The organism is Dyella sedimenti (assembly GCF_022760995.1).
GTDB classification, from domain to species: domain Bacteria; phylum Pseudomonadota; class Gammaproteobacteria; order Xanthomonadales; family Rhodanobacteraceae; genus Dyella; species Dyella sedimenti.
The window spans coordinates 761,003-783,566 of the sequence record NZ_JAKWJO010000001.1; the positions used below are offsets into that span (position 1 = coordinate 761,003).

The following is a 22,564-nucleotide window of genomic DNA, read 5'->3' on the forward strand; positions in this document are numbered from 1 at the left end:
GATGGCGCCCGATGTCCCGGGCGCCGCGGCAACGCATGGGCGGGCCGGGATCAGGCCCGGCCGGCGAACTCGCCGGTCAGCGTGTTCACCCACACTTTCTCGTCGTTGGTGATGTACTCGGGCACCTGGACCTCGATGCCGGTGTTGAGCTTGGCCGGCTTGGTGCGCTTGGTGGCGCTGGCGCCCTTCAGTTCCGGCGCGGTGTCCACCACGGTCAGCGCCACGCTGGTCGGCACCTGCAGGCCGACCGGCGCATCGTCGATCAGCTGCACGTAGTAGCCCTCCAGGCCTTCCACGATGTAGCCGGCGTTGTCGCCCACCAGCTCGGGCGGCAGCGTGTACTGGGTGTAGTCCTCGTTGTCCATGAACACGTAGGCCTCGCCGTCCATGTACGAGAAGTTCGCCGCGCGGCGCACTAGGTCCATTTCCTTCAGGTCGTCGTCGGCGCGCAGGCTCAGGTCGAACTTGCGGCCGCCGGGGATCGAATACATGGTGAAGCGGAAGGTGACGTTACCGCCGCGCGCGGTGGGCGCGCTGCGCTCGATGTCGCGCACCTGGTAGACGGTGCCTTCGTGTTCGACCACGTTGCCTTTCTTGACGTCGGAAGCTTTCATGATTTTGGGTAAATGGTGAGTGGTAAATGGTGAATGGATAGAGCGGACCGAGGTGGTGCCAGCGTCTGGCCATGTTGCAGACGGCGCCAGGATAAATAGTTGGGCGGAGTGGAGCGAAAGCGCGGGCTCTTGCTCTCTCCATTCACCATGGACTATTTACCATTCACCGCTTTCATTTCGGCTGCAAGCGAACCGCGCCGTCCAGGCGGATGGTCTCGCCGTTGATGTAGCGGTTGCCGAGGATGAAACCCACCGTATTGGCGAATTCCTCCGGCTTGCCCAGGCGCGAGGGGAAGGGGATGGAGGCCGACAGCGATTCCTGCACCTGCGGCGGCATGCCGTCGACCATCGGCGTCCAGAAGATGCCCGGGGCGATGGTGGCCACGCGGATGCCGAAGCGCGACAGCTCGCGCGCCATCGGCAGCGTCATGCCGACCACGCCGCCCTTGGAGGCCGAATACGCGGCCTGGCCGATCTGGCCCTCATAGGCGGCCACCGAGGCGGTGTTGACGATCACGCCACGCTCGCCGTCCTCGCCCGCGTCGTTGTGCTGCATCAGGGCGGCGCCGGCCTTGGCCACGTTGAAGCTGCCCACCAGGTTCACCATCACGGTGGTGGCGAAGGTGCCGAGCGGCATCGGGCCTTCCTTGCCGAGCATGCGGCCCGCGCCCAGGATGCCGGCGCAGTTCACCACCACGTTCAGCCCGCCCAGCGCCTCGCGCGCGGCGGCGACGTTGGCGGCCACGCCTTCCTCGGAGGTGACGTCGGTGCGGTAGAAATGCCCGCCCAGCGCCCCGGCCGCCTCCTGGCCCTTGGCCTCGTTGACGTCGAACAGCGCGACCTGGCCGCCCTGGGCCACCAGGTACTGGGCCACCGCATGGCCGAGACCGGAGGCGCCGCCGGTGATGATCGCCTTGACCTGGGAGAGCTGCATGGGAAGTCCTCGGGATGCCAAAAGCGGAATGGTAGCCGAGGTCGGGCCGCGTCGCCCTGCCCTTGTGGGAGCGCACCCTGTGCGCGACGGCTACGTGGGATTCGTCTCTTGCCCCTTCAGCGCCAGGCCGTCGCACACAGGGTGCGCTCCCACAAGGGCAGGGGGAATCGGGGTCAGGCGTTGGCGTGGCGCAGCAGCTCGGCCCATGCCGGGGTTCCCCGCAACTCGGCGAACGGCGTGACGGGGCGTGGCGGGTTCTGCGGCGGCTGCAGCTCGATCTGCCAGACGCCGACGTCCCACCAGGCGTCGAGCTTGTAGCCGGCGCTGCGCCATACGCCCGCCGGCGAGAATCCCATGGATTCGTGCATGGCCACGCTGCTCGCGCCGGGCAGGGTGATCACGCCCATCGCCTGGTTGATGCCCTGCAGGCGCATCGCATCGAGCAGCGCGCCGTACAGCCGCCGGGCGATGCCGCGCCGGCGCGCGTCGGCGTGCACGTAGATGGAGGTCTCGGCGACCCAGTCGTAGGCGGCGCGCTCGCGGAAACGGCTGGCGTAGGCATAGGCCAGCACGCGGCCATCCTGTTCCCAGGCCAGCCAGGGATAGTGGCGAAGGCGTGTCTCGACGCGTTCGCGCATGGCAGCTACGCCGGGCAGCTCGGTCTCGAAGGTCTCCACGCCGTGCAGCACCGAGGGCGTGTAGATGTCGTGGAAGGCGCCGGCATCGTCGCCGTGGGCGATGCGGATCATGCGAGGACCTTTTCCATGCAGATGCTGCGGGCGCTGGCGCGGTGACCGCCGAACGGCGGGCAGCGGCGATAGCCGGCGCGCTCGTACAGCTCCAGCGCCTCGGCCTGGGCGGTGCCGGTTTCCAGCCTCACCAGCCGGCCGCCGCGCTCCCTGACCTTGGCCTCCAGCGCTTCCAGCAGTTGCTTGCCCAGCCCCAGGCCGCGGCAGGCGGGCAGCACGTACATGCGTTTCACCTCCACGTAGTCCTCGTGCCACAGGCAGGCGCCGCAGGCCACCGGCGTGCCGTCCACCCGCGCGGTGAGGAAGGTGGCATGGGGTTGCCGGAGCTCATCCACCGCCATCGGCGGGTTAGGGCCGGTGGCATGGGGTTGCGCCAGGTGGCCATCGAGCTGTTCGAGCAGTGGCGCGACGTCGGGCGAGGTGGGATCGTCCATGCCGAAGCGTAGCGCGGGAATCTTCATCATCACTCGTATTTCCAGTTTCTTCGCTTGCCTTCGGCCAGCCACGCCAGCGCGGTGGCGATGCGGTTCTGCCGCGTGGCCTCGGTCTTGGCCTCGTTGATCCACGCGATGTATTCACGTTGCGCGCCGGGTGGAAAGCCCTCGTAGTGCCGGCGCGCGGCGGCATGCTTCTTCTGCGCGAGCAGGGCGGCAAGGTCGTCGGGCAGCACGGGCACGTCGGTGGCCGGCCGCCTGGGACGCTGCACCTTCTGTCCCGCCTCGTTGAGCGCCATGGCCTTGCGGATATGCCCGGCCAGTTCCCGCCGGGAGGGCAGGTCCTTCAGCGTGGCGAGCTTGCCGAACTGGCCCATGCCTTCCCCGGCCGTGGTGCCCATCACCTCCTGGTGCAGCCAGAAGCCGAACGAGCAATGCTGCTTGAAGGCCGCCATCAGGCACATCGGCGAACCCTTGTAGCTGAAGAACGGCTTGCCCCATTTCAGGCCCTCTTCCACCTCGGGGCAGGTGGCATGCACCACCTCGCGCAGGTGGCCGAGGATGGGCCGGGCGAACGGCGCCGCCTGGGCGACGTAGGCATCGACGCGCGGATCGTGGCTGGCCATGGACACCTCTACAGCTCGCGGAGATAGAACTGGTCGCAACTGAAGTGGCCGGTGCCGCCCATCGGCGCGCACAGCGGGGCGAAGCCATGCCGGCGGTACAGCGCCTGCGCCCCGTCCATGCCAGTGAGCGTTTCCAGGTAGCAGCGGCGGAAGCCGTGGGCGCGGGCCGCTTCCAGGCAGCGCTGCATCATGGCGCCGCCGGCGCCGATGCCGCGCGCCGGCGGCAGGAAATACATCTTGCGCAGCTCGCACACGTCGGGCTCGCCCCCCTCCAGCGGGGCGATGCCGGCGCCGCCGAGCACCGCGCCGTCGCGTTCCACCACGAAATACGCGCTGCGCGGCCGCGCGTAGGCCTCGTACATGGCGTCCACCTCGGCATCGTGGATGGCGAAGCCAGGGCCGTCGGCGCCGAATTCCGGCATGACGGCGCGGATGACGCGGGCTATGGCGGCGTTGTCGCGTGGCTCGATCGGGCGGATGCGGTAGTCGGTCATGGCATGGCTTGCGGTGTGCGGTAGACGACGCCGTCCTTCATCACGAACACGGCGTGCTGCAGATCGTCGATATGGGCACTGGGATCGCCCTCGAACGCGGCGAGGTCGGCGCGCAGGCCCGGCGCGATGCGGCCGAAGCGCTCCTGCTGGCGCAGGATGCGCGCGGCCACGTCGGTGGCGGCATGCAGCGCCTGCAACGGCGTCATGCCGTCGCGCACCATGTTGGCCGGCTCGCGCCAGTTCTCGCCATGGGCGAACACGCCCACGTCGCTGCCGTTGCCGATGGTGACGCCCAGTTTCAAGGCGGTGCGGAAGGCGCGCTCGGCTTCCTTCATGCGCGCGGTCGGCTCGCCCTGGCCGGGCACGTAGTGCTCGAAATACTCCGCGGTGGCCTCCACCGCGGTGAGCGTGGGCTCGTAGGCCACGCCGCGCTGCTTGATCAGCCGGAAGGTGGCCTCGCTGGTGCCATAGCCGTGTTCGACGCTGTCCACGCCCGCTTCCACCGCCATGCGCACGCCGGCCTCGCTGGCGGCGTGCACGGCGACGGGGCGGCCGAGCTGGTGCGCGGTATCCACCAGCGCCTTCAACTCCTCCGGCGTGAAGGTAGGCGCGGTGGCGCCATCGGGCCCCACGCGGTAGTCGCCATAGATCTTGATCCAGTCGGCGCCGCGCGCGGCCTGCTCGCGCACGGCGGCCATCGCCGCGGCCGTGCCGCTCACTTCCTGCGCGCCGCCCGGCAGTTCCATGTCGGGGCGGAAGCCGCGCGGGCCGGGACCGTAGCTGGCGGTGGCGACGATGGCGCGGGTGGCCACGAACAGGCGCGGCCCCGGGATCATGCCCTCGTCGATGGCGCGCTTGACCGAGACGTCGGCGAAGCCCGCGCCTTCCGTGCCCAGGTCGCGCAGCGTGGTGAAGCCGGCCAGCAGGGTGGCGCGCGCATGCGCGGCGGCCTCCAGCGTGCGGTAGTCCTGCGCTTCCTTCAGCACCTGGTCGTTCCATAGCGTCTCGTTGTACGGATGCAGGAACAGGTGCGAATGCAGGTCGACCAGGCCGGGCGTCAGCGTGGTGCCGGGCAGGGCGATGCGCCGGGTGCCGGCGGGTGCCTGGATACCCGATTCAGGCCCTACCGCCGCGATCGCGCCGTCATGCACCAATACGGCCCAGCCGCCGTGCGCGGCATCACCTTCGGCCGTCCATACCCGCGCGGGCACCAGCAGGGTGTCGCCTTGGGGGGCCGCCGCCGATGCCGTGCCGGCCATCAGCATGGCCGCCAACGCACCCCATCCCCGTGTCCACCGATTCCACCGCATCGACCGCTCCCGCCCCGCGAATGGACTGATTCTAGCGAGGCACGGCGTCCCGCCGCGAGTCGCGGCTCAGAATACGGCGAGGGACGCGTCGGCGAATTGCGAGGCGCACTCGCTGGCCGCCGAGGGATCGGCGGTCACGCAACTGCGGAAATCAGCGGGCAGCGTGGTGAGCACCAGCGTATCGCCCTGGCGCATGCTGAAGGTGGAGAGCGGTGGCTTGCAGCCGACGCCGTTGGCCGCGCAGGTGCCGGGCAGCACGGTGTAGTGGCAGATGCCGCTCTTGCTGCGCAGGCAGCGGAAGGTGGCCAGTTCGCCGACGATACGGACCTGGCTGTCGATCACTTCCTCGCCATCGACGACCACGTGGGTGGCGACAGTGTGCCCACGCCCGCAGCCGGTGAGGGCGAGCGCCAGGTAGAACAGCAGGATCAGCTTGTGCATGACGACCTCCGGTGCGGCGCTTTTGCGCCTCACATGTGGCGGAACAAGGCCATGAAGGGTTGGCTGACCACCAGCGTTTCCGGACGCTGCCGCAGGCGCAGCGTGCCCTTGCCGGTATCGTCGCGGACGATGGAGGCCACGGCCTTGAGGTTGACGATGGTGGAGCGGTGGATCTGCTTGAACAGGTTCGGATCGAGCCGGCCGGCCAGTTCGCGGATCGGCGTGCGCAGCAGCAACTCGCCCTCGGCGGTCATGGCCAGGGTGTACTTGCTGTCGGCGCGGAAATAGGCCACGTCGTCCACCATCACCAATCGCGTCTCGCGGCCGTGGCTGGCGGTGATCCAGGTCAGCGGCGGCGCGGCCTGGCCGCGGTCCACCGCCAGCTCGCGCAGCAGCGAGGCCAGCGTCTCCGCATCGCTCGCGGAGGCCGCCCCCCGTGCCTTCAGCCGCTGCACGGTGGTGGCGAGGCGCTCGGGGCTGATCGGCTTGAGCAGGTAGTCCACCGCGCCGCGCTCGAAGGCATCGATGGCGTACTGGTCGTAGGCCGTGGTGAACACCACGCGGGTGCCCGGGCTGGCCTCGGCCGCGGCGGCGGCCACCTCCAGCCCGTTCAGGCCCGGCATGCGGATGTCGAGGAAGGCGACGTCCGGCCGCTGTTCGGCGATCGCCTCCAGCGCGCTGGCGCCGTCCTCGCATTCGGCCACGATGGCCAGCTCCGGCCAGGCCTGCGCCAGCGATTCGCGCAAGGCGTCGCGCAGCAGGGTTTCGTCCTCGGCGAGGATGGCGGTGCTCATGGCGCGTCACCCGCTTTCGGCGCCTGTGCCGGCACGGTGATGGTGCTGGCCACGCCTTCCGGCGCATTGCTCACCACCGAGAGCGTGGCGGCGCCGCCGTAGATCAGGCGCAGCCGCTCGCGCACGTTCTTCAGGCCGATGCCGGTGCCACTGGTGGCCTCGCTGAAGCCGCACCCGTCGTCGGCCACGGTGATCGCGATGGCGCCGTCGTCGCGGCGCGCGGTGATCCACACCGTGCCGCCGCCGGGCTTGGGCTCCAGGCCGTGCTTGATCGCGTTCTCCACCAGCGTCTGCAGCATCATCGGCGGCAGCGGCACCGCGCGCAGGGCGTCAGGCACCTCGATCTGCAGCGACAGGCGCGGTCCCATGCGCAGCCGCATGATCTCCAGGTAGGCGCGGGTGCGCTCCAGCTCGTCGCCCACGGTGGACAGCGCGTCGTCGTTGAGCGGCAGCGAGTGGCGCAGGTAGTGGATCAGGTGGCCGAGCATGCGGTCGGCCTGCGCCGGCTCGCTGCGCGTGAGGTACTGCGCGCTGGCCAGCGTGTTGTAGAGGAAGTGCGGCTCCACCTGCGCGTGCAGCAGGTTGAGGCGGGCCACGGTGCGCTCCTTCTCGCTTTCCGACTGCTCGGCACGCCGTTTTTCCTGGCGGCGCTTCTCGGCCACGCGGCGGGTGATGGCACGGGTGATCGCCTCGGCGTTCTCCAGGTTGGTGCCGTCGTCCACGCGGAACCAGTCGCTCCAGGCTCCGGCCTCCGGCTCGCAGATCAGGGTGACGCTGCCGGCGCCGTTGCCCGGGGTCACGGTGGCGTAGATCTGGTTGCGCAGGTGGCCGAACCAGTTGCCGGGGTTGAGCCGTTCGAACGGGCTGCGCCCGTAGGTGAGCGGACGCTTCACCTTGGCGCGGATCTGCAGGCTGTCGCGGGCGCTCTCGATATCCTCGGTGCGCGGCAGTTCGCGGATGGCGGCGTCGAGCAGGTCGAACGCCTCGTCCGCCTCGAAGGGCACTTCCACGCGCCGCCGCTGGCGATTGCCCAGAGTGTCGCTGTCGATGTGCCCCGCGATCAGCCGCACCCGCCGCAGATGCGAGACGGCACCGGTCACCACCATCAGCAGGGCCAGGAAGATCAGCAGCATGGTGACGCCGCCGGTGTCGCGGTAGCGGAATGGCGGGCTCTCGCCCAGCACGAGGGCGATGAACAGCAGGGCGAGGAACCAGGCCACCACCAGGCGGGCGACGAACATCAGGCTCTTGATCACGGCGGAATCCCTGGCGGCGATGGCAATGGGCGGAGCATACCCAGCCGGTGCGAGCAGGGGCGGGCCCGGGCGACGAAACCGGGAAGGCGGCGACGGAACCGCCGCAGGCCGCGACGGAGGCCAGGAGCCGCGAAGGCTACGCCCCGAACAGCGAGCGATGCGGGCCGTGGCGGTACCAGTCCAGCACCGCCTCCGGCAGCACGTCCGCCAGGGATGGGCCCAGCGCCTCGCACAAGGCCAGCGTATCCAGCAAGGCGCGCTCGCACGGGCCGGCGGCTCCGGTGTACTCGCGCTCCAGCCGGGCCTGGGCGAGCATCGTCTCGCTCCAGCCGTAGAGGGCCTCCGTGCGCCCGGCAAGACGGGCCGCCAGCCAGGGACGCAGCGGCTCATGGCACGGCAAGGAATCCTCGTGGGCCAACTGGCGAGCGAGGGTGGTCACCTGCGCGTCGATGCCGCGATACCACTCGGTATGGCCCGCCGCCGAATCCGGTACGGCCAGCGGCGCGGGCGCACGATGCGCGGCCCAGGCCGCATGCAGGCGCCGCTCGATGCGCCGCGCCTGGGCCACGCGTTCCGCTTCGACCAGCAGGCCGCGATCCAGGTCGAAGAAGTCGTGGAAGCGCCGGTGCAGGGTATGGAAGCGCTGCCATGGATCGCGCGAGAAACCCACCTTGAGCAGGTCCTGCTCGCGGCAGGGCAGCAGATACACATAGGCGCGCCCGCGCGACGCGAAGCGCGGTTCGACGAAAAGGTCATCGTCCACGGGATACCCGGCGGCGGCGCTACGCCGCGGTACGCGCCCGGGTGACCCGGCTGGCGGTTTCCTTGTGCAACTGCCCGGCCAGCCAGGCGCCGGTGGCGACGAGGATGTCCAGGTCGATGCCGGTATGCAGCCCCAGGCCGTGCAGCATGTACACCACGTCCTCGCTGGCCACGTTGCCGGTGGCGCCCTTGGCGTAGGGACAGCCGCCGGTGCCGGAGACGGCGCTGTCCACCACGCGCACGCCTTCTTCCAGGCAGGCCAGGATATTGGCCAGCGCCTGGCCGTAGGTATCGTGGAAATGCACCGCCAGCGCGTGCATGGGCACCTCCTGCGCCACCGCGTGCAGCATGGCGCGCGCCTTGGCCGGCGTGCCCACGCCGATGGTGTCGCCCAGCGAGACTTCGTAGCAGCCCAGTTCGTGCAGGCGGCGCGCCACACGCACCACGTCGCCCACCGGCACCTCGCCCTGGTAGGGGCAGCCGAGCACGGTGGAGACGTAGCCGCGCACCTTCACGCCATCGGCCCTGGCGCGCTCCAGCACGGGCACGAAGCGCTCGATCGACTCGTCGATGGAGGCATTGACGTTCTTGCGGTTGAACGCCTCGGAGGCCGCGGTGAACACCGCCACCTCGGCGACGCCCACCGCGCGCGCGCGTTCGTAGCCCTGCTCGTTCGGTACCAGCACCGGATAGCCCACCCCCGGCACCTTGCGGATGCCCTGGTAGACCTCCGTCGCGTCGGCCATCTGCGGCACCCACTTGGGGCTGACGAAGCTGGTGGCCTCGATGGTTTGCAGGCCGGTGCTGGACAGACGGTCGATCAACGCGATCTTCACGTCGGTCGGCAGCAGGGTCTTCTCGTTCTGCAGGCCGTCGCGCGGGCCGACTTCGACGAGGCGGACGTGGTCGCTCGTATGCATAACGGCGAGCATAGCGCGATCCCGGCGATGGGCGCATATGCGTTCATCGAGGCGCATCCGCTTCAGGAAGTGGGGAAACAGAACCCGCACCCATCATGGGCGGATAGGTCGGCGCGGCGATTCTTCGCGCGTCTCGCCTCATCATCGTTGCCCCACTGGCGGCAACGAAGCGTGCCGACATGCTTATCCCTTATCCCGCCCCCTGGCTCTCCTTGGGCTTTGGCCACTTCTGCCCAGGCCAGAGGAGGGGCACTGGAGCACTTGATTACCTGTCTGGCACCAAGGTGCTTCCTGGATTTGGTCTCGAAGGCGCCTATGGCAGGTAAATTTAATAAAATCATGAACATGGATCTAGGTTTTCCCCGACTAACGCTTGTTGTCCTGTAGCGACTTCGCTACACTCAACTTGTGCAACAAACTGCACAAGTCATATGAGCGCAGGCAAGACAGGAGAACCTCATGCGTGTCGTCAGCTTTTCCGACGCCCGTAACAACCTCAAGGAAGTGCTGGATACCGTAGCGAGCGATTGTTCCATCACGGTTATCCATCGCCGCGACCACGAGGACGCAGTAGTGATGTCCCTTGCGGACTACAACTCGATGGCGGACACCATTCACCTGATGAGCACCAAGAGCAACCGCGAGCGCCTGGCTAAGGCCATCGCTCAGTTCAAGGCCGGCAAGGCCAAGAAGCGGGAATTGGTCGAAGAAACGGAGGAGGAGAACGCTTGAGTAGGAAGCTTTGCTTCACGGATGAAGGTTGGGAGGACTATCAGTTTTGGCTCGACGACAGGAAAACCCTCAAGAAGGTCAACGCATTGATCAAAGAGGCACGTCGAACGCCTGCTGAGGGTGCAGGCGATCCACATGAGTTGCATGGCGACCTGGCCGGCTTCTGGGCCAGGAACATCAGCAAGAAAGATCGCCTGGTTTATGCCTTCGACAAAGATTCGATCACAGTGATCCAGGCACGTTTCCACTACGACGATCACTGATCCTGGCGCGCCTCGATTGCCGGGGCAGGCCAAGGAAGAAAAAGTGTACGTTCGTACACGACCGAGTGATGACGCCAGCCTGGCGACACACCGGCTCAACGAGGGCTATGTAAACAGGCTCTCAGGGAACGAAGCGCACCAGCACGCTGTCGGCCTCGACGAAATCGCCCTGCGCGGCGCTTACGCTCTCGATGGTGCCGGCGCGTGGTGCCTTCAAGGCCAGTTCCATCTTCATCGCCTCCATCACCAGCAGTTCCTGGCCTTCTTCCACCACGTCGCCGGGTTGCGCCTTCACCAGCACGATGCGGCCCGGCATCGGCGCCACCACCTGGTTGCCGCCGCCGGTCTCTTTCGACTGCCAGGCAAAGGCGGCGGCGCGCTCGAAGGCATGGCGGTAGCCCTGGGCGTCGTGCACGGTGACGCGCGCGGCATCGACCCGCACGGGGAAGCGTTGCGCCTCGCCATCGAAGCGCGCGCCCAGCGTTTCGCCGTCATGGCGTGCGCCGCGCACTTCGGTGACGACCTCGCCGTGCTGCAGGCGGTAGTCGCCGCGATGGCCATGGGCTTCCACTTCGTGGCGTTGGCCCTGCAGCGACAGGGCGACGATGCGCTTGCCGGCGTGTCCCACGCGCCAGGCATCGGCGCGCGCCCACGGCGAGAACGGATCGGCGCCGTGGCGCGCATCGCTCGCCGCGGCGCCTTCGTCGTGCAGCAGGGCGGCGACCGCGGCGGCGAACAGCACGCGGTCGGCAGGCGATGCATCGCCCGCCAGGAACTCATCCAGGTGACGGTCCAGGTAGCCGGTGTCGATGCGGCCCTCGACCACGACGGGATGCCGCGCCAAGCGCTCCAGGAAGGCGATGTTGGACTTCGGCCCCACGATCTCGCACGCGGCCAGCGCGTCGCGTAGGCGTTGCAGGGCCTGCGGACGATCCTGGTCCCAGACGATCAGCTTGGCGATCATCGGGTCGTAGAAGATCGTCACCGTGTCGCCCTCGACCACGCCGCCGTCCAGGCGCACATGGCGCGACGGCGCGGGCAGACGCAGCACCTGCAATTTGCCGGAACCGGGCAGGAAGTTCTGGTCCGGGTCCTCGGCGTACAGGCGCACCTCGATGGCATGGCCCTGCGCGCGGACCTGTTCCTGCGCCAGCGGCAACGGCTGGCCAGCGGCGACGCGCAGCTGCCATTCCACCAGGTCCAGGCCCAGGGTTTCCTCGGTGACCGGATGCTCCACCTGCAAGCGCGTGTTCATCTCCATGAAGAAGAACGCGCCGTCCTGGCCCACGATGAATTCCACCGTGCCGGCGCCCACGTAGTCGACCGCCTTGGCCGCCGCAACCGCCGCCGCGCCCATCGCGGCGCGGCGCGCTTCGTCCAGGAACGGCGAGGGCGTTTCCTCCAGCACCTTCTGGTAGCGGCGCTGCGCCGAGCACTCGCGCTCGTTGAGGTGGATGACGCGGCCGTGGCTGTCGCCAAACACCTGGAACTCGATGTGGCGCGGATGTTCCACGTAGCGTTCGAGGATCACGCGCGTATCGCCGAAGGCGCCGGCCGCCTCGCGCTGGGCGGAGGCGAGCGCGTCGGCAAACTCGCTCTCCGCGCGCACGATGCGCATGCCCTTGCCGCCGCCGCCCGCCGCGGCCTTGATCATCAGCGGGAAGCCGGTGCGGCGGGCCTGCTCGCGCAGCACGTCGGCCGACTGGTCCTCGCCGTGGTAGCCGGGCACCAGCGGCACGCCGTGCTTTTCCATCAGCGCCTTGGCGGCGGCCTTGGAGCCCATGGCGTCGATGCTTTCCGGGCGCGGCCCGATAAAGGCGATGCCCGCCTCGATGCAGGCCCGCGCGAACGCGGTGTTCTCCGATAGGAAGCCGTAGCCGGGATGGATGGCCTGCGCGCCGCTACGTCGCGCCACCTCCAGGATGGCCTCGCCGCGCAGGTACGACTTGGCGGGGCGCGGGCCGCCGATGGGCCAGGCCTCGTCCGCCAGGCGTACGTGCTGGGCGTCGGCATCGGCCTGCGAATACACCGCGATGGTGTGGATGCCCAGCCGGCGGCAGGTGCGGATCACGCGGCAGGCGATCTCGCCGCGGTTGGCAATGAGTACGCGCTCGAACATGCGAAGTCCGGAGGGGAAGCCGAGCCGCTAAACCTAGCAGATCGCCGCGCCGCCGCCGATGCGCGCCGCAGCATGGACTTGCCCACCTTGTGTGGGACTTATGTAGGAGCGCACCCAGTGCGCGACCGCCCTCTTGCGCCGGTATCGCGCACTGGGTGCGCTCCTACAGAAAAGTCGGGAGGCTGGGTCGCCATCACGCCGGCTGGTGGCAGACCGCCTCGATGTTGTTCCCGTCCGGGTCGAGCACGAAGGCGCCGTAGTAATGCTCGTGGTAGTGGGGACGCAGGCCAGGCGGGCCGTTGTCCTTGGCGCCGGCGGCGATCGCCGCGCGGTGGAAGGCATCCACCGCCTCGCGGTTGGCCGCGGTGAAGGCGATATGGGCCGGGCCCGTCGCGGGCGCCTTGCGCGAGGTGCCGATCCAGAAGATGGGCACGCCTCCGATGCCGAAGCCGGCGTGGTCGCCATCGCCGGTCTGCGCGGCGGTCACTTCCATCACCAACGTACCGCCCAGCGGCACCAGCACCTTGCCGTAGAACTCGCGGCTGCGGGCGTAGCCCGATACCTGCAATCCGACATGGTCCAGCATGTTCGCTCTCCTTCGTATTCAGCCCGGCGCGCACCACGCGGGCGGGCGCTTGTCGAGGAAGGCTCCCAGGCCTTCCTGGCCTTCCGCCGATACGCGCAGGCGCGCGATCAGCACCGCGTTCTCCTCGTCCAGCCGCTCGGCTTCCGCCTCGCTGGCGCCGGCCATGCGCAGGGCGAGCCGCTTGGCCTCGGCCTGCGCCACCGGACCGGCCTTGGCCAGCAGCGCCAGGGTGGCATCGACCGCGTCATCCAGCTGTCCGGCGGGCACGCATTGATGGAGCAGCCCCAGCCGCAACGCGGTGTCGGCGTCGAACAGTTCGCCGGTAAGGAACAGGCGCCGCGCCTGACGCAGGCCGATCGCCTGGATCACATAGGGCGAGATCACTGCCGGCACCAGGCCGAGCTTCACCTCGGTAAGGCCGAAGCGCGCGCTGTCTACGCCGATGGCGATATCGCAGCACGCCACCAGCCCCACGCCACCGCCGTAGGCCGCGCCGTTCACCCGCGCGATGGTGGGCTTGGGCAGGTATTGCAGCGTGCGCATCAGTCGCGCCAGCCGCCGCGAATCCTCGCGATTCTCCGCCTCGCTCGCCGCCGCCATGCCACGCATCCACTGCAGGTCCGCTCCCGCGGAAAAACTGGCGCCTTCGCCGGTCAGCACCACGGCCCGCACTCCTGCGTCACGCCCTGTTTGCTCCAGCGCCGTGGTCAGTTCCGCGATCAATCCATCGTCGAAGGCGTTGTGCACCTGCGGCCGGTTCAGGGCGATGCGGCGGATACCGGCGTGGTCGGTGATCTGAATGCTGGAAGTCATCGGGTTCCTGCCGGATGGAAGGGGCGCCTACGCAAGGCAGGCCCTGTCATGGGCCATCAAGGGCCAGATGCCCGGATTCTAGGATTTTTCGACGCGCTGTAGAAAACCGCGGTGGGCCGGAGTGAACATCTTGCCGGCGCGACGGCTTCGGCGTGGGACTGGGGTGGGTGCAGGCGGCACTTTCCGGAAGCGGTAATGTTAAGTTGAAGGAATTGCCCAGTCGCTTGCCGGAGTCCTCATGTCGCTCGTGCTTCCTGCCGTTTTGTCCATCGCCGCGCGCCGCAAGTTCTCGCGCCTCGCCCTGGCCACCGCCATGGTGCTTGTGGCCGGCGCCGCCCAGGCACAGGGCGCGAAGGTGCCGCCGCCGCAGGACACGCCGTATGCCGGCACGGTGAACCTGCGGGTGGACGCCAGCGATACGCGGCAGGGCATTTTCCGCGTCCACGAGACGTTGCCGGTGAAGGCCGGCGCGCTGACGCTGCTTTATCCGCAGTGGATTCCCGGCGACCATTCGCCGACCGGCCCGGTCGCCATGCTGGCCGGATTGAAGATCAGCGCCAACGGCAAGCCGCTGGCGTGGAAGCGCGACGAGTACGACGTGTACGCGTTCCACCTGGACGTGCCGGAGGGCGTCTCCGCCATCGACGTGGATTTCCAGTACCTGTCGGGCCGCACCGAGAGCCAGGGTTTCGAGATCACCGACCGCATGATGGACATGGAGTGGAGCAAGGTGTCGCTCTATCCGGCCGGCTACTACACGCGCGGCATCACCTTTGCTCCCAGCGTCACGCTGGCCCATGGCTGGCAGTTCGGCACCGCGCTGGAAACCGCCTCTCAATCGGGCGATACCACCACCTTCAAGCCGGTGGCCTATGACAACCTGGTCGATTCGCCGATCTACGCCGGGCGGTATTTCAAGCGCGTCGACTTGAATCCGGGCGGAGGCGCGCCGGTGCGCCTGGACATCGTCGCCGACGAGCCGAAGTACCTGGAGATGACGCCCGACCAGCTCAAGGCGCACCGCGAGCTGGTGACGCAGGCGGTGAAGCTGTTCGGCTCGCATCACTACGACCACTACGACTTCCTGTTCTCGCTGTCGGACCAGTTGGGCGGCAACGGCACCGAACACCACCAGTCGAGCGAGGACGGCCTGGGCGCCGACTACTTCACCGCCTGGAAGGAATCCGCGCCCGACCGCGACCTGCTGGCGCACGAATACACCCATTCGTGGAACGGCAAGTTCCGCCGCCCGGCCGATCTGTGGACGCCCAACTTCAACGTGCCGATGGGCGACTCGCTGCTGTGGGTGTACGAGGGACAGACGCAGTACTGGGGGTTCGTGCTGACCGCTCGCGCCGGCCTGTGGTCGCCGCAGGAATTCCGCGACGCGCTGGCGATGGTCGCGGCCAACTACGAGCGCAACCGCGAGGGCTTCCAGTGGCGCACGCTGGAGGACACCACCAACGATCCCACCGCCGCCCGCCGTTCCAGCCTGCCGTACCGCAGCTGGCAGATGAGCGAGGACTACTACAGCGGCGGCCAGATGATGTGGCTGGAGGTGGACGCGAAGCTGCGCGCGCTGACGCACGACCGGAAGTCGCTGGACGATTTCGCCAAGGCGTTCTTCGGCATCGACGACGGCAGCTACGTGCCCCGGACCTATACCTTCGACGACGTGGCGAAGGCGCTCGATGGCGTGGCCCCCTACGACTGGGCCGGCTTCCTGCGCGAGCGCGTGGCCACGCTCAACCCGCCGCTGCAGAACGGCATCGCGGCGACCGGCTGGAAGCTGGTCTACACCGAGCAGGAAAGCGAGTACGAAAAGCAGTACAACAGCCGCCCGCAATCGCCGCGCCACCTGTACAACTTCGCCTGGTCGATCGGGCTGACCCTGAACGACCAGGGCCAGGTCAACGACGTGCGCTGGGATGGCCCCGCGTTCAAGGCCGGCGTCAGCACGGGAGCCACCCTGGTCGCCGTCAATGGCCAGGCTTTTTCCAATGACGTGCTGAAAGACGCCATCACCGCGGCCAAGACCGGCAAGGCGCCGATCCAGCTGATGCTGAAGTACCAGGGCGGCTTCCGCACGGTGGCGGTGGACTACCACGGCGGCCTGCAATACCCGCACCTGGTGCGCGTCGAGGGCACGCCCGACTACTTGAGCGAGATCATCGCGCCGCGCAAGTAGGTACCGAACCGGACAGTGAGCCGCGGGATGACATGCCGCGGCCCTGCTTCCGCGTCTTGATCTGCATCAGGGTCGGGTAGCCGCTTTCCTCAAGAAGATAGGCGTCGCCCTTCACGACGGCGCGGGCTCATGGGCTTGCGCCGTCGTGAAGGCTTCGTGGATGCGTGTCGTTGCACATCGTGGCGTGCCGCGCGCCGTGCGCATCTTCTCCCTGGGATCCATCGGCGCTGACGACCCTCATGACTGTTCTCCTGGACCTGCCCCTGCCGACGTGGCGCGACGAGCTGGCGGAGGAATATGCCGAGCTGACCGAGCGGCTGGCCTCGCGCATTCCGTGCCTCGAAGTATCCATGCACCTGCCGTGGATCGATGCGATCAACCGGTTGAAGAAGCAGCGCGGCGCCGTGGTCATGGCGCACAGCTACCAGTCGCCGGAGATCTTCCACGGCGTGGCGGACGTCACCGGCGATTCGCTGGGGCTGGCGCAGGCGGCCGCCGAGTGCGACAGCGGGCTGATCCTGCTCTGCGGCGTCCATTTCATGGCCGAGAGCGCCAAGATCCTGGCACCGGAAAAGACCGTGCTGATCCCCAGCCTGGAGGCGGGCTGCTCGCTGGCCTCCTCGATCACGGCCGAGGACGTGCGCCTGCTGCGTCGCCGCCATCCCGGCGTACCGGTGGTCAGCTATGCCAACACCTCGGCGGCGGTGAAGGCCGAGTCGGATGCGATCTGCACCTCGGCCAACGCCGTGCAGGTGGTGGAATCCATGGGTGCGCCCAAGGTGATCTTCCTCCCTGACCAGTTCCTCGGCCGCCACGTCGCCAGCCAGACCAAGGTGGAACTGGTGCTGTGGAAGGGCCGCTGCGAGGTGCACGAGAAATTCACGGCATCGCAGGCGCGGCATGCGCGCGAGCAATTCGACGCCAGGCTGGTGGCGCATCCCGAATGCCCACCGGCGGTGCTGGCGGAAGCGGATTTCGTCGGCTCCACCACCGCCATGGGGCGCTGGCTGGAACAGGAAAAGCCCAAGCGCGTCGCCCTGATTACCGAATGCTCGATGGCCGACAACCTGCGTGTGCAATTCCCGGCCATCGAGTTCATCAAGCCGTGCAACCTGTGCCCGCACATGCAACAGATCACCTTGCCGAACATCTACGCGGCACTGCGCGACCTGCGGCATGCGGTGGACGTGGCGGAGGACGTGGCGGAGCGCGCAAGGGCCGCCCTGCAGCGGATGCTGGCGGTCGGCCGATGCGAGGCGGTTCGATGAGCGGGCGGCGGCCCTTGGTGATCGTCGGCGGCGGCGCCGCCGGCCTGGCGGCCGCGCTCGCCGCCGCGCCGATGCCGGTACGCCTGCTGTGCCGCTCGCGCCGCGGACAGGGCAGCGCCAGCGCGCTGGCGCAGGGCGGCATCGCGGCCGCGCTCGGCAAGGGCGACAGCGCGGCCGGCCATGCCGCCGACACCATGGCGGCGGGCGCGGACTACAACAATGCCGCCCTGGTGCGCTGGTTGTGCACCAGGGCCTATGCCGCGATCGACTGGCTGGTATCGCTGGGCGTGACTTTCGACCGCGACGAGTACGGGGGACTGCAGCTTGGTCGCGAGGGCGGCCACCAGGCGGCTCGCATCGTGCATGCGGGCGGGGACGCCACCGGCGCCGAGGTGGCGCGCGCCATGCGCCGGAAAGTGCAGGGGGAATCGCGCATCGACTACCGCGAAGGCGTGGACGTCGATGCGCTGCTGTTGCGCGGCAACCGTGTGTGCGGGGTGCGGGTGCGCGGCGAGGGCGGTTTCAGCGAGGAAATCGAGGCGTCCGCCGTGGTGCTGGCCACCGGCGGGATCGGCGCCGCCTTCGCGCGCACCAGCAATCCGCCGGGAGCGGACGGCAGCGGGCTGGCCCTTGGGTTGGCGGCCGGCGCGGTGGCACGCGACCTGGAATTCGTCCAGTTCCATCCCACGGCGCTTGACGTCGATGGCGGCCATTGCCTTCCGCTGATTACCGAGGCCTTGCGCGGCGCGGGCGCCCGGTTGGTGGACAGTGCGGGCGCGCCATTGATGCGGGATGTGCACGCGCAAGGCGACCTGGCACCGCGCGACGTGGTGGCCAGGTGTGTATGGCAGGCGCAGCGCGAAGGGTGGGGCGCCTGGCTGGACACCCGCGAGGTCACCGGCGATTGGACGCGGCGTTTCCCCACGGTGCTGGCGGCATGCACGGCGCACGGCGTCGATCCGCGCCACCAGCGCATCCCGGTGACGCCGGCGGCGCACTTCCACATGGGCGGGCTCGCCACCGACCTCAATGGCAGCACCACCGTGCTCGGCCTGTACGCGGTGGGCGAGGTGGCCTGCAACGGCATGCACGGCGCCAACCGGCTGGCCAGCAATTCGCTATTGGAGGCCATCCTGTGCGGGCAGCGCCTGGGCGGGCACCTGGCCCGCATGCCGCAGGCCCAGCCCAAGGGCGCCTTCCGCTGGTCGCGGCGCGGCAACACCTTGCCGGAGCCGCGGCGGATCGAGTTACGCCGCCTGCTATGGGAGGCGGCCGGGCCGGTCAGGGAGGAGTCCACGCTCGAACGCGCCTTGCAGCGCTGCGCCGAACTGGCTGGGCAAGGTTGGCAGGCGCGCCTGGCGCAGCCCTTGCTGGAGGCCGCGCAGCAGCGGCGTACCAGCCTGGGTGCGCATTACCGGCTGGACAGCACCGCCTGAAACTGGCCGCTAGTCCTTTACCGGCAGGGCCAGGAACTCCGCCGCCTCGCGCGCTTGGCCGCGATGGCCGGGCATCGCCTCGCGCCACCACGGGGTCACGGTTTCCACGTGCGCCGGCTCGATCGCCTCGCCCAGACGCGGCATCAGCAGGCCTTCCGGCGCCTTGGCCAGCAGGACCTCGGCCGGTTCGGCCCAGGGATGCATGGCCAGGTTGAAGGTGCCCCAGTGCACCGGCAGCAGGCGGCCGCTGCCGAGCTGGCGCCAGGCGGCGAGCGCATTGTCCGGGCCCAGGTGCACGTTGCCCCAGGAGGGGTGAAACGCGCCCACTTCCAGCATCACCAGGTCGAACGGGCCGAGGCGCTGGCCGATCTCGGCGAAGTGGGGCGACAGTCCGCTGTCGCCGCTGAAGTACACCGCGTGGCGCGTGCCGCGCAGCACGAACGAGGACCACAGCGTGGCGTTGCGATCCTTCAGGTTGCGGCCGGAGAAATGGTGCGACGGCGCGGCGGTGATGGCGAGGCCGCCGGGCAGTTCCGCCTGCTCCCACCAGTCCAGCTCGGTGATGCGCTCCGGCGGCACGCCCCACGCTTCCAGATGCACGCCGACGCCCAGCGAGGTGATGAACGGCACGTTGCGCCTGGCCAGTGCACGGATGCTCGGGTAATCCAGGTGGTCGTAGTGATCGTGCGAGACCAGCACGGCGTCCAGCGGCGGCAGTTCCTCGATGGCCACCGGCACCGGCTGGAAGCGCTTGGGACCGAGGAAGGAGAACGGCGAGGCGCGCTCGCCCCATACGGGGTCGGTCAGCACGCGTACGCCGTCGATGTCCAGCAGCACCGTCGAGTGGCCGAGCCAGGTGGCGCGCAGGCCGGTTCCGGCCGGCTTGCGCCACGACGCGCGGGGATCGAGCGCGGGCAGCGCCTTGCCCGGCACGCGTCCCTCGTTGCGGAAGAAGAAATCGGCCAGCGAAGGGCGATCGTCCATGACGCGCGGCGTGCTGGCCGGGTAGGTGTTGACGAAGCTTTCGCCGGCGTACTGCGCGGAAGCTCGCATGCGCTCCAGGCGAAGTCCGTTGGCGTGGCGGGCAAACAAGGGCATATCGACCTCTGCATGGCATGGCGCCCGCACGGGCAGCCGGGGATCGCCGCGGCGAGCACGGCGTCATCGTCCTCGTATCGGGGCACCGCGCCGGTTTCCAAGCAGACTGTGCCGGAAGGCATGGCCTGCCATTCAGTGGTGGGGCCAGCAGGTTCTTGCTTGTCCGCCGACACCGGACGAAGGCTTTTGCGCTCGCGCGCTGCGGCATATGACTACGCTGCAGGCAGCAGGCGACTAGGCTACAATGCGAACTATTCTTATTTAAGTTGGTGACCAGTGCGCCTGTCCGACCTGCCGAAAGGGGTTACTGCCGTGGTGGACCGAGTGGACGATGCCCATGCTTCCGACCCGATCGCGCAACGCCTGCGCGACCTGGGCTTCGTGGCGGGCGAACCGGTCCGCGTGGTGGCGATCGGGCCGGTGGGTGCCGATCCCCTGTTGATCCAGATCGGCTCGACCCGCTTCGCGCTGCGCCGCAACGAGGCGGCGCGCGTGCTGGTCCAAGCGGAGGCCGCGGCATGAGCGCCGGCACGTTGCGCATCGCCCTGGTGGGCAATCCCAACTGCGGCAAGACCGCGCTGTTCAACCAGCTCACCGGCGGCCGCCAGAAGGTGGCCAACTATGCCGGCGTCACCGTGGAGCGCAAGGAAGGCCGCTTTACCGCGCCCTCCGGCCGCGTGCTGCACGTGCTGGACCTGCCCGGCACCTACAGTTTCGACGCCACCAGCCCGGACGAGCAGATCACCCGTGACGTGCTGGAAGGCAACTACCCGGGCGAGTCCGCGCCGGACCTGGTGGTGTGCGTGGCCGACGCCACCAACCTGCGCCTGCACCTGCGCTTCGTGCTGGAAGTGAAGCGTCTGGGCCGCCCAGTGGTGCTGGCGCTGAACATGATGGACGCAGCGCGCCGCCGCGGCGTGGCCATCGACGTGCCCGAGCTGTCGCGCCGCCTCGGCATCCCGGTGGTGGAGACCGTGGCGGTCAGGCGCGATGGTGTAAGGGCGCTGATCGCCCAGGTGGACGGCGAGATCCCGCAGGCACCGCCGGCCTTGCCGGACGATCCGGCGAGCCGTGCCGACCTGCACACGCAGGTGCGCGAACTGCTCGCCGCCGCCGTCACCATGCCGCGCGCCACCGACGCGCTGGACGATGCGCTGGACCGCTGGGCGCTGCATCCGGTGTTCGGGCTGGCGATCCTGGCGGCGGTGATGTTCCTGGTGTTCCAGGCGGTGTACGCCGCCGGCAAGCCGATGACCGACCTGATCGGCGACGGCTTCGCCTGGCTGGGCGAGCACGCCACCACGTGGATGCCCGCCGGGCCGCTGCAGAGCCTGATCGTGGACGGCATCTTCGGCGGCCTGGGCACGGTGGTGGGCTTCCTGCCGGTGATCCTGGTGCTGTTCTTCTTCATCCTGGTACTGGAGGAATCGGGCTACCTGCCGCGCGCGGCCTTCCTGCTCGACCGCCTGATGGTGTCGGTGGGGCTGACCGGGCGTTCGTTCATCCCACTGCTTTCCAGTTTCGCCTGCGCCATTCCCGGCATCATGGGCACGCGCAGCATCACCGACCCGCGCGACCGCCTCGCCACCATCCTGGTGGCGCCGCTGATGACCTGCTCGGCGCGCCTGCCGGTGTATGCGCTGCTGATCGGCGCGTTCATTCCCACCCGGCGCGTGCTGGGCGTGTTCAACATGCAGGGGCTGGTGCTGTTCGCGCTGTATGCGGCGGGCATCATCGGCGCGATGGCGGTGGGCTGGGTGATGAAGAAGCTGCGCCGCGACCGCAGCGAGCACGCGCTGCTGATGGAGCTGCCCTCGTACCGCCTGCCCAAGGTGCGCGACGTGGCGATCGGCCTGTGGGAGCGCGGCATGATCTTCATGAAGCGCTTGACCGGCGTGATCCTCGGCCTGACCGTGTTGATGTGGTTCCTGTCCAGCTTCCCGGCGCCGCCGCAGGGCGCCACCGGCCCGGCCATCGACTACAGTTTTGCCGGCTATATCGGCCGGGGGCTGCTGGTCATCTTCACTCCGCTGGGCTTCAACTGGCAGATCTGCGTCTCGCTGATTCCCGCCTTCGCGGCGCGCGAGACCGCGGTGGCCGCCCTGGCCACGGTGTACGCGGTGGGTGGCGACGGCGCCGAGGGCGCGGGGCTGGCCCAGGCGCTGGCGGCCAACTTCCCGCTGGCCAGCGCGCTGTCGCTGCTGGTGTGGTTCGCGTTCGCTCCGCAGTGCATGTCCACGCTGGCGGTGATCCGCCGCGAGACCAATTCCTGGCGCAACGTGGGCATCTCGTTCGGCTACATGTTCGCGGTGGCGTACGTGGCCTCGTTCCTCACCTACCAGATCACCAACCTGCTGACATGAGTACCGGCCTGCTCGCGCAATACGTGGTGATCGGCCTGGCCGTGCTGGTCAGCGCGCTGCTCACCTTCCGCAAGCTGGCGCCGCAGCTCACCAACCGCTGGCTGGCCGCGCTGGCCCTGTATGCCGACCGCCCCGGCCGTGCCGGCTGGCAGCGTGCGCTGGGACGCCGCCTGCAGCCCCGGCAGGCCACCGGCAACTGTAGCGATGGCTGCAGCACCTGTGGTGCCTGCGGCCCCAAGCCGCCGGCCTCGGCGCGCGACGCGCAGCCGCTGGAATTCCGCCCTCGGGCCAAGTGAAGGCCCGTTCAATCCCGGCGTACTCCAACCTCCCCGTGCAAGCAGCCCGATCAGTGTCGAGTCTCAGC

At 68.9% G+C, this 22,564-nt stretch carries 24 protein-coding genes; 8 read left to right on the forward strand and 16 right to left on the reverse strand.

Annotation, left to right across the window (positions count from 1 at the left end; all coding sequences use genetic code 11):
* Positions 1-50: 50 nt before the first annotated feature.
* The 12 genes from efpL to MJ605_RS03555 form a co-directional block, all read right to left on the reverse strand.
* Positions 51-614 (reverse strand): elongation factor P-like protein EfpL, encoded by a 564-nt coding sequence (gene efpL / locus MJ605_RS03500; protein ID WP_243039598.1) that lies wholly within the window; start codon positions 612-614, stop codon positions 51-53.
* A 172-nt stretch (positions 615-786) separates the two neighbouring features.
* A complete protein-coding gene (locus tag MJ605_RS03505) occupies positions 787-1,548 on the reverse strand; it encodes an SDR family oxidoreductase (RefSeq protein WP_243039600.1) in 762 nt (253 codons plus the stop codon).
* Positions 1,549-1,721: 173 nt separating this feature from the next.
* The gene (locus MJ605_RS03510) at positions 1,722-2,297 is read right to left on the reverse strand and encodes a GNAT family N-acetyltransferase (RefSeq protein WP_243039602.1); all 576 of its coding nucleotides are present in this window, start codon (positions 2,295-2,297) and stop codon (positions 1,722-1,724) included.
* The gene (locus MJ605_RS03515) at positions 2,294-2,761 is read right to left on the reverse strand and encodes a GNAT family N-acetyltransferase (RefSeq protein WP_243039604.1); all 468 of its coding nucleotides are present in this window, start codon (positions 2,759-2,761) and stop codon (positions 2,294-2,296) included. The genes MJ605_RS03510 and MJ605_RS03515 overlap by 4 nt, the downstream gene beginning before the upstream one ends.
* A complete protein-coding gene (locus tag MJ605_RS03520; RefSeq protein ID WP_243039606.1) occupies positions 2,761-3,357 on the reverse strand; it encodes a YdeI/OmpD-associated family protein in 597 nt (198 codons plus the stop codon). Before MJ605_RS03520 ends, MJ605_RS03515 begins: the two co-directional genes overlap by 1 nt.
* 8 nt (positions 3,358-3,365) lie before the next feature.
* Positions 3,366-3,851 carry a GNAT family N-acetyltransferase gene (locus MJ605_RS03525; RefSeq protein WP_243039608.1) on the reverse strand — a complete coding sequence of 162 codons (486 nt, stop codon included), beginning with the start codon at positions 3,849-3,851 and terminating at the stop codon, positions 3,366-3,368.
* Entirely contained in the window at positions 3,848-5,116 is a 1,269-nt protein-coding gene (locus MJ605_RS03530; RefSeq protein ID WP_243040011.1) for a metal-dependent hydrolase family protein, read from the reverse strand. Before MJ605_RS03530 ends, MJ605_RS03525 begins: the two co-directional genes overlap by 4 nt.
* A 111-nt stretch (positions 5,117-5,227) precedes the next feature.
* Positions 5,228-5,602 (reverse strand): hypothetical protein, encoded by a 375-nt coding sequence (locus MJ605_RS03535; protein WP_243039610.1) that lies wholly within the window; start codon positions 5,600-5,602, stop codon positions 5,228-5,230.
* Positions 5,603-5,631: 29 nt separating this feature from the next.
* Complete coding sequence (locus tag MJ605_RS03540) at positions 5,632-6,396, reverse strand: LytR/AlgR family response regulator transcription factor (RefSeq protein WP_243039611.1); 765 nt, start codon at positions 6,394-6,396, stop codon at positions 5,632-5,634.
* A complete protein-coding gene (locus MJ605_RS03545; protein ID WP_425600977.1) occupies positions 6,393-7,649 on the reverse strand; it encodes a sensor histidine kinase in 1,257 nt (418 codons plus the stop codon). The genes MJ605_RS03540 and MJ605_RS03545 overlap by 4 nt, the downstream gene beginning before the upstream one ends.
* A gap of 139 nt (positions 7,650-7,788) precedes the next feature.
* On the reverse strand, positions 7,789-8,415 hold the full coding sequence (locus tag MJ605_RS03550; protein ID WP_243039616.1) for a GIY-YIG nuclease family protein: 627 nt from the start codon (positions 8,413-8,415) through the stop codon (positions 7,789-7,791).
* Positions 8,416-8,434: 19 nt separating this feature from the next.
* Positions 8,435-9,334 carry a hydroxymethylglutaryl-CoA lyase gene (locus tag MJ605_RS03555; RefSeq protein ID WP_243040012.1) on the reverse strand — a complete coding sequence of 300 codons (900 nt, stop codon included), beginning with the start codon at positions 9,332-9,334 and terminating at the stop codon, positions 8,435-8,437.
* A gap of 459 nt (positions 9,335-9,793) precedes the next feature.
* Between MJ605_RS03555 and MJ605_RS03560 the strand changes: the two genes are divergently transcribed.
* Together MJ605_RS03560 and MJ605_RS03565 are read left to right on the forward strand one after the other, a co-directional pair.
* Positions 9,794-10,066 carry a type II toxin-antitoxin system Phd/YefM family antitoxin gene (locus MJ605_RS03560; RefSeq protein ID WP_243039618.1) on the forward strand — a complete coding sequence of 91 codons (273 nt, stop codon included), beginning with the start codon at positions 9,794-9,796 and terminating at the stop codon, positions 10,064-10,066.
* Positions 10,063-10,329 (forward strand): Txe/YoeB family addiction module toxin, encoded by a 267-nt coding sequence (locus MJ605_RS03565; protein ID WP_243039625.1) that lies wholly within the window; start codon positions 10,063-10,065, stop codon positions 10,327-10,329. Before MJ605_RS03560 ends, MJ605_RS03565 begins: the two co-directional genes overlap by 4 nt.
* Before the next feature lie 121 nt (positions 10,330-10,450).
* Here the strand turns inward: MJ605_RS03565 and MJ605_RS03570 are convergent, their stop codons facing one another.
* The 3 genes from MJ605_RS03570 to MJ605_RS03580 all read right to left on the reverse strand — a co-directional run bounded on the left by MJ605_RS03570 (position 10,451) and on the right by MJ605_RS03580 (position 13,847).
* Positions 10,451-12,448 (reverse strand): acetyl/propionyl/methylcrotonyl-CoA carboxylase subunit alpha, encoded by a 1,998-nt coding sequence (locus MJ605_RS03570; RefSeq protein ID WP_243039628.1) that lies wholly within the window; start codon positions 12,446-12,448, stop codon positions 10,451-10,453.
* 193 nt (positions 12,449-12,641) lie between these two features.
* The gene (locus tag MJ605_RS03575; RefSeq protein ID WP_243039629.1) at positions 12,642-13,034 is read right to left on the reverse strand and encodes a VOC family protein; all 393 of its coding nucleotides are present in this window, start codon (positions 13,032-13,034) and stop codon (positions 12,642-12,644) included.
* A gap of 18 nt (positions 13,035-13,052) precedes the next feature.
* Positions 13,053-13,847 (reverse strand): enoyl-CoA hydratase/isomerase family protein, encoded by a 795-nt coding sequence (locus tag MJ605_RS03580; RefSeq protein ID WP_243039637.1) that lies wholly within the window; start codon positions 13,845-13,847, stop codon positions 13,053-13,055.
* A 238-nt stretch (positions 13,848-14,085) separates the two neighbouring features.
* On the opposite strand from MJ605_RS03580, the gene MJ605_RS03585 reads away from it, so the two are divergent.
* From MJ605_RS03585 to MJ605_RS03595, 3 genes are all read left to right on the forward strand, one after another.
* Entirely contained in the window at positions 14,086-16,035 is a 1,950-nt protein-coding gene (locus tag MJ605_RS03585) for a M61 family metallopeptidase (protein ID WP_425600960.1), read from the forward strand.
* 239 nt (positions 16,036-16,274) lie between these two features.
* Positions 16,275-17,303 carry a quinolinate synthase NadA gene (gene nadA / locus MJ605_RS03590; protein ID WP_243039639.1) on the forward strand — a complete coding sequence of 343 codons (1,029 nt, stop codon included), beginning with the start codon at positions 16,275-16,277 and terminating at the stop codon, positions 17,301-17,303.
* Complete coding sequence (locus tag MJ605_RS03595; protein WP_243039641.1) at positions 17,300-18,739, forward strand: L-aspartate oxidase; 1,440 nt, start codon at positions 17,300-17,302, stop codon at positions 18,737-18,739. The genes nadA and MJ605_RS03595 overlap by 4 nt, the downstream gene beginning before the upstream one ends.
* A gap of 9 nt (positions 18,740-18,748) precedes the next feature.
* Here MJ605_RS03595 and MJ605_RS03600 read toward each other — a convergent pair whose 3' ends face one another.
* A complete protein-coding gene (locus MJ605_RS03600) occupies positions 18,749-19,792 on the reverse strand; it encodes an MBL fold metallo-hydrolase (protein WP_243039642.1) in 1,044 nt (347 codons plus the stop codon).
* 321 nt (positions 19,793-20,113) lie between these two features.
* Here MJ605_RS03600 and MJ605_RS03605 point away from each other — a divergent pair, with 321 nt between their 5' ends.
* Genes MJ605_RS03605 through MJ605_RS03615 form a run of 3 tightly spaced genes read left to right on the forward strand, consistent with a single transcriptional unit; the run spans position 20,114 to position 22,496 of the window.
* Positions 20,114-20,359 carry a FeoA family protein gene (locus tag MJ605_RS03605; protein WP_243039644.1) on the forward strand — a complete coding sequence of 82 codons (246 nt, stop codon included), beginning with the start codon at positions 20,114-20,116 and terminating at the stop codon, positions 20,357-20,359.
* Positions 20,356-22,200, forward strand: coding sequence for a ferrous iron transporter B (feoB, locus tag MJ605_RS03610; RefSeq protein WP_243039645.1), 1,845 nt, complete (start codon positions 20,356-20,358; stop codon positions 22,198-22,200). The genes MJ605_RS03605 and feoB overlap by 4 nt, the downstream gene beginning before the upstream one ends.
* Positions 22,197-22,496, forward strand: coding sequence for a DUF6587 family protein (locus tag MJ605_RS03615; protein WP_243039647.1), 300 nt, complete (start codon positions 22,197-22,199; stop codon positions 22,494-22,496). The genes feoB and MJ605_RS03615 overlap by 4 nt, the downstream gene beginning before the upstream one ends.
* The last annotated feature ends 68 nt before the right edge of the window (positions 22,497-22,564 follow it).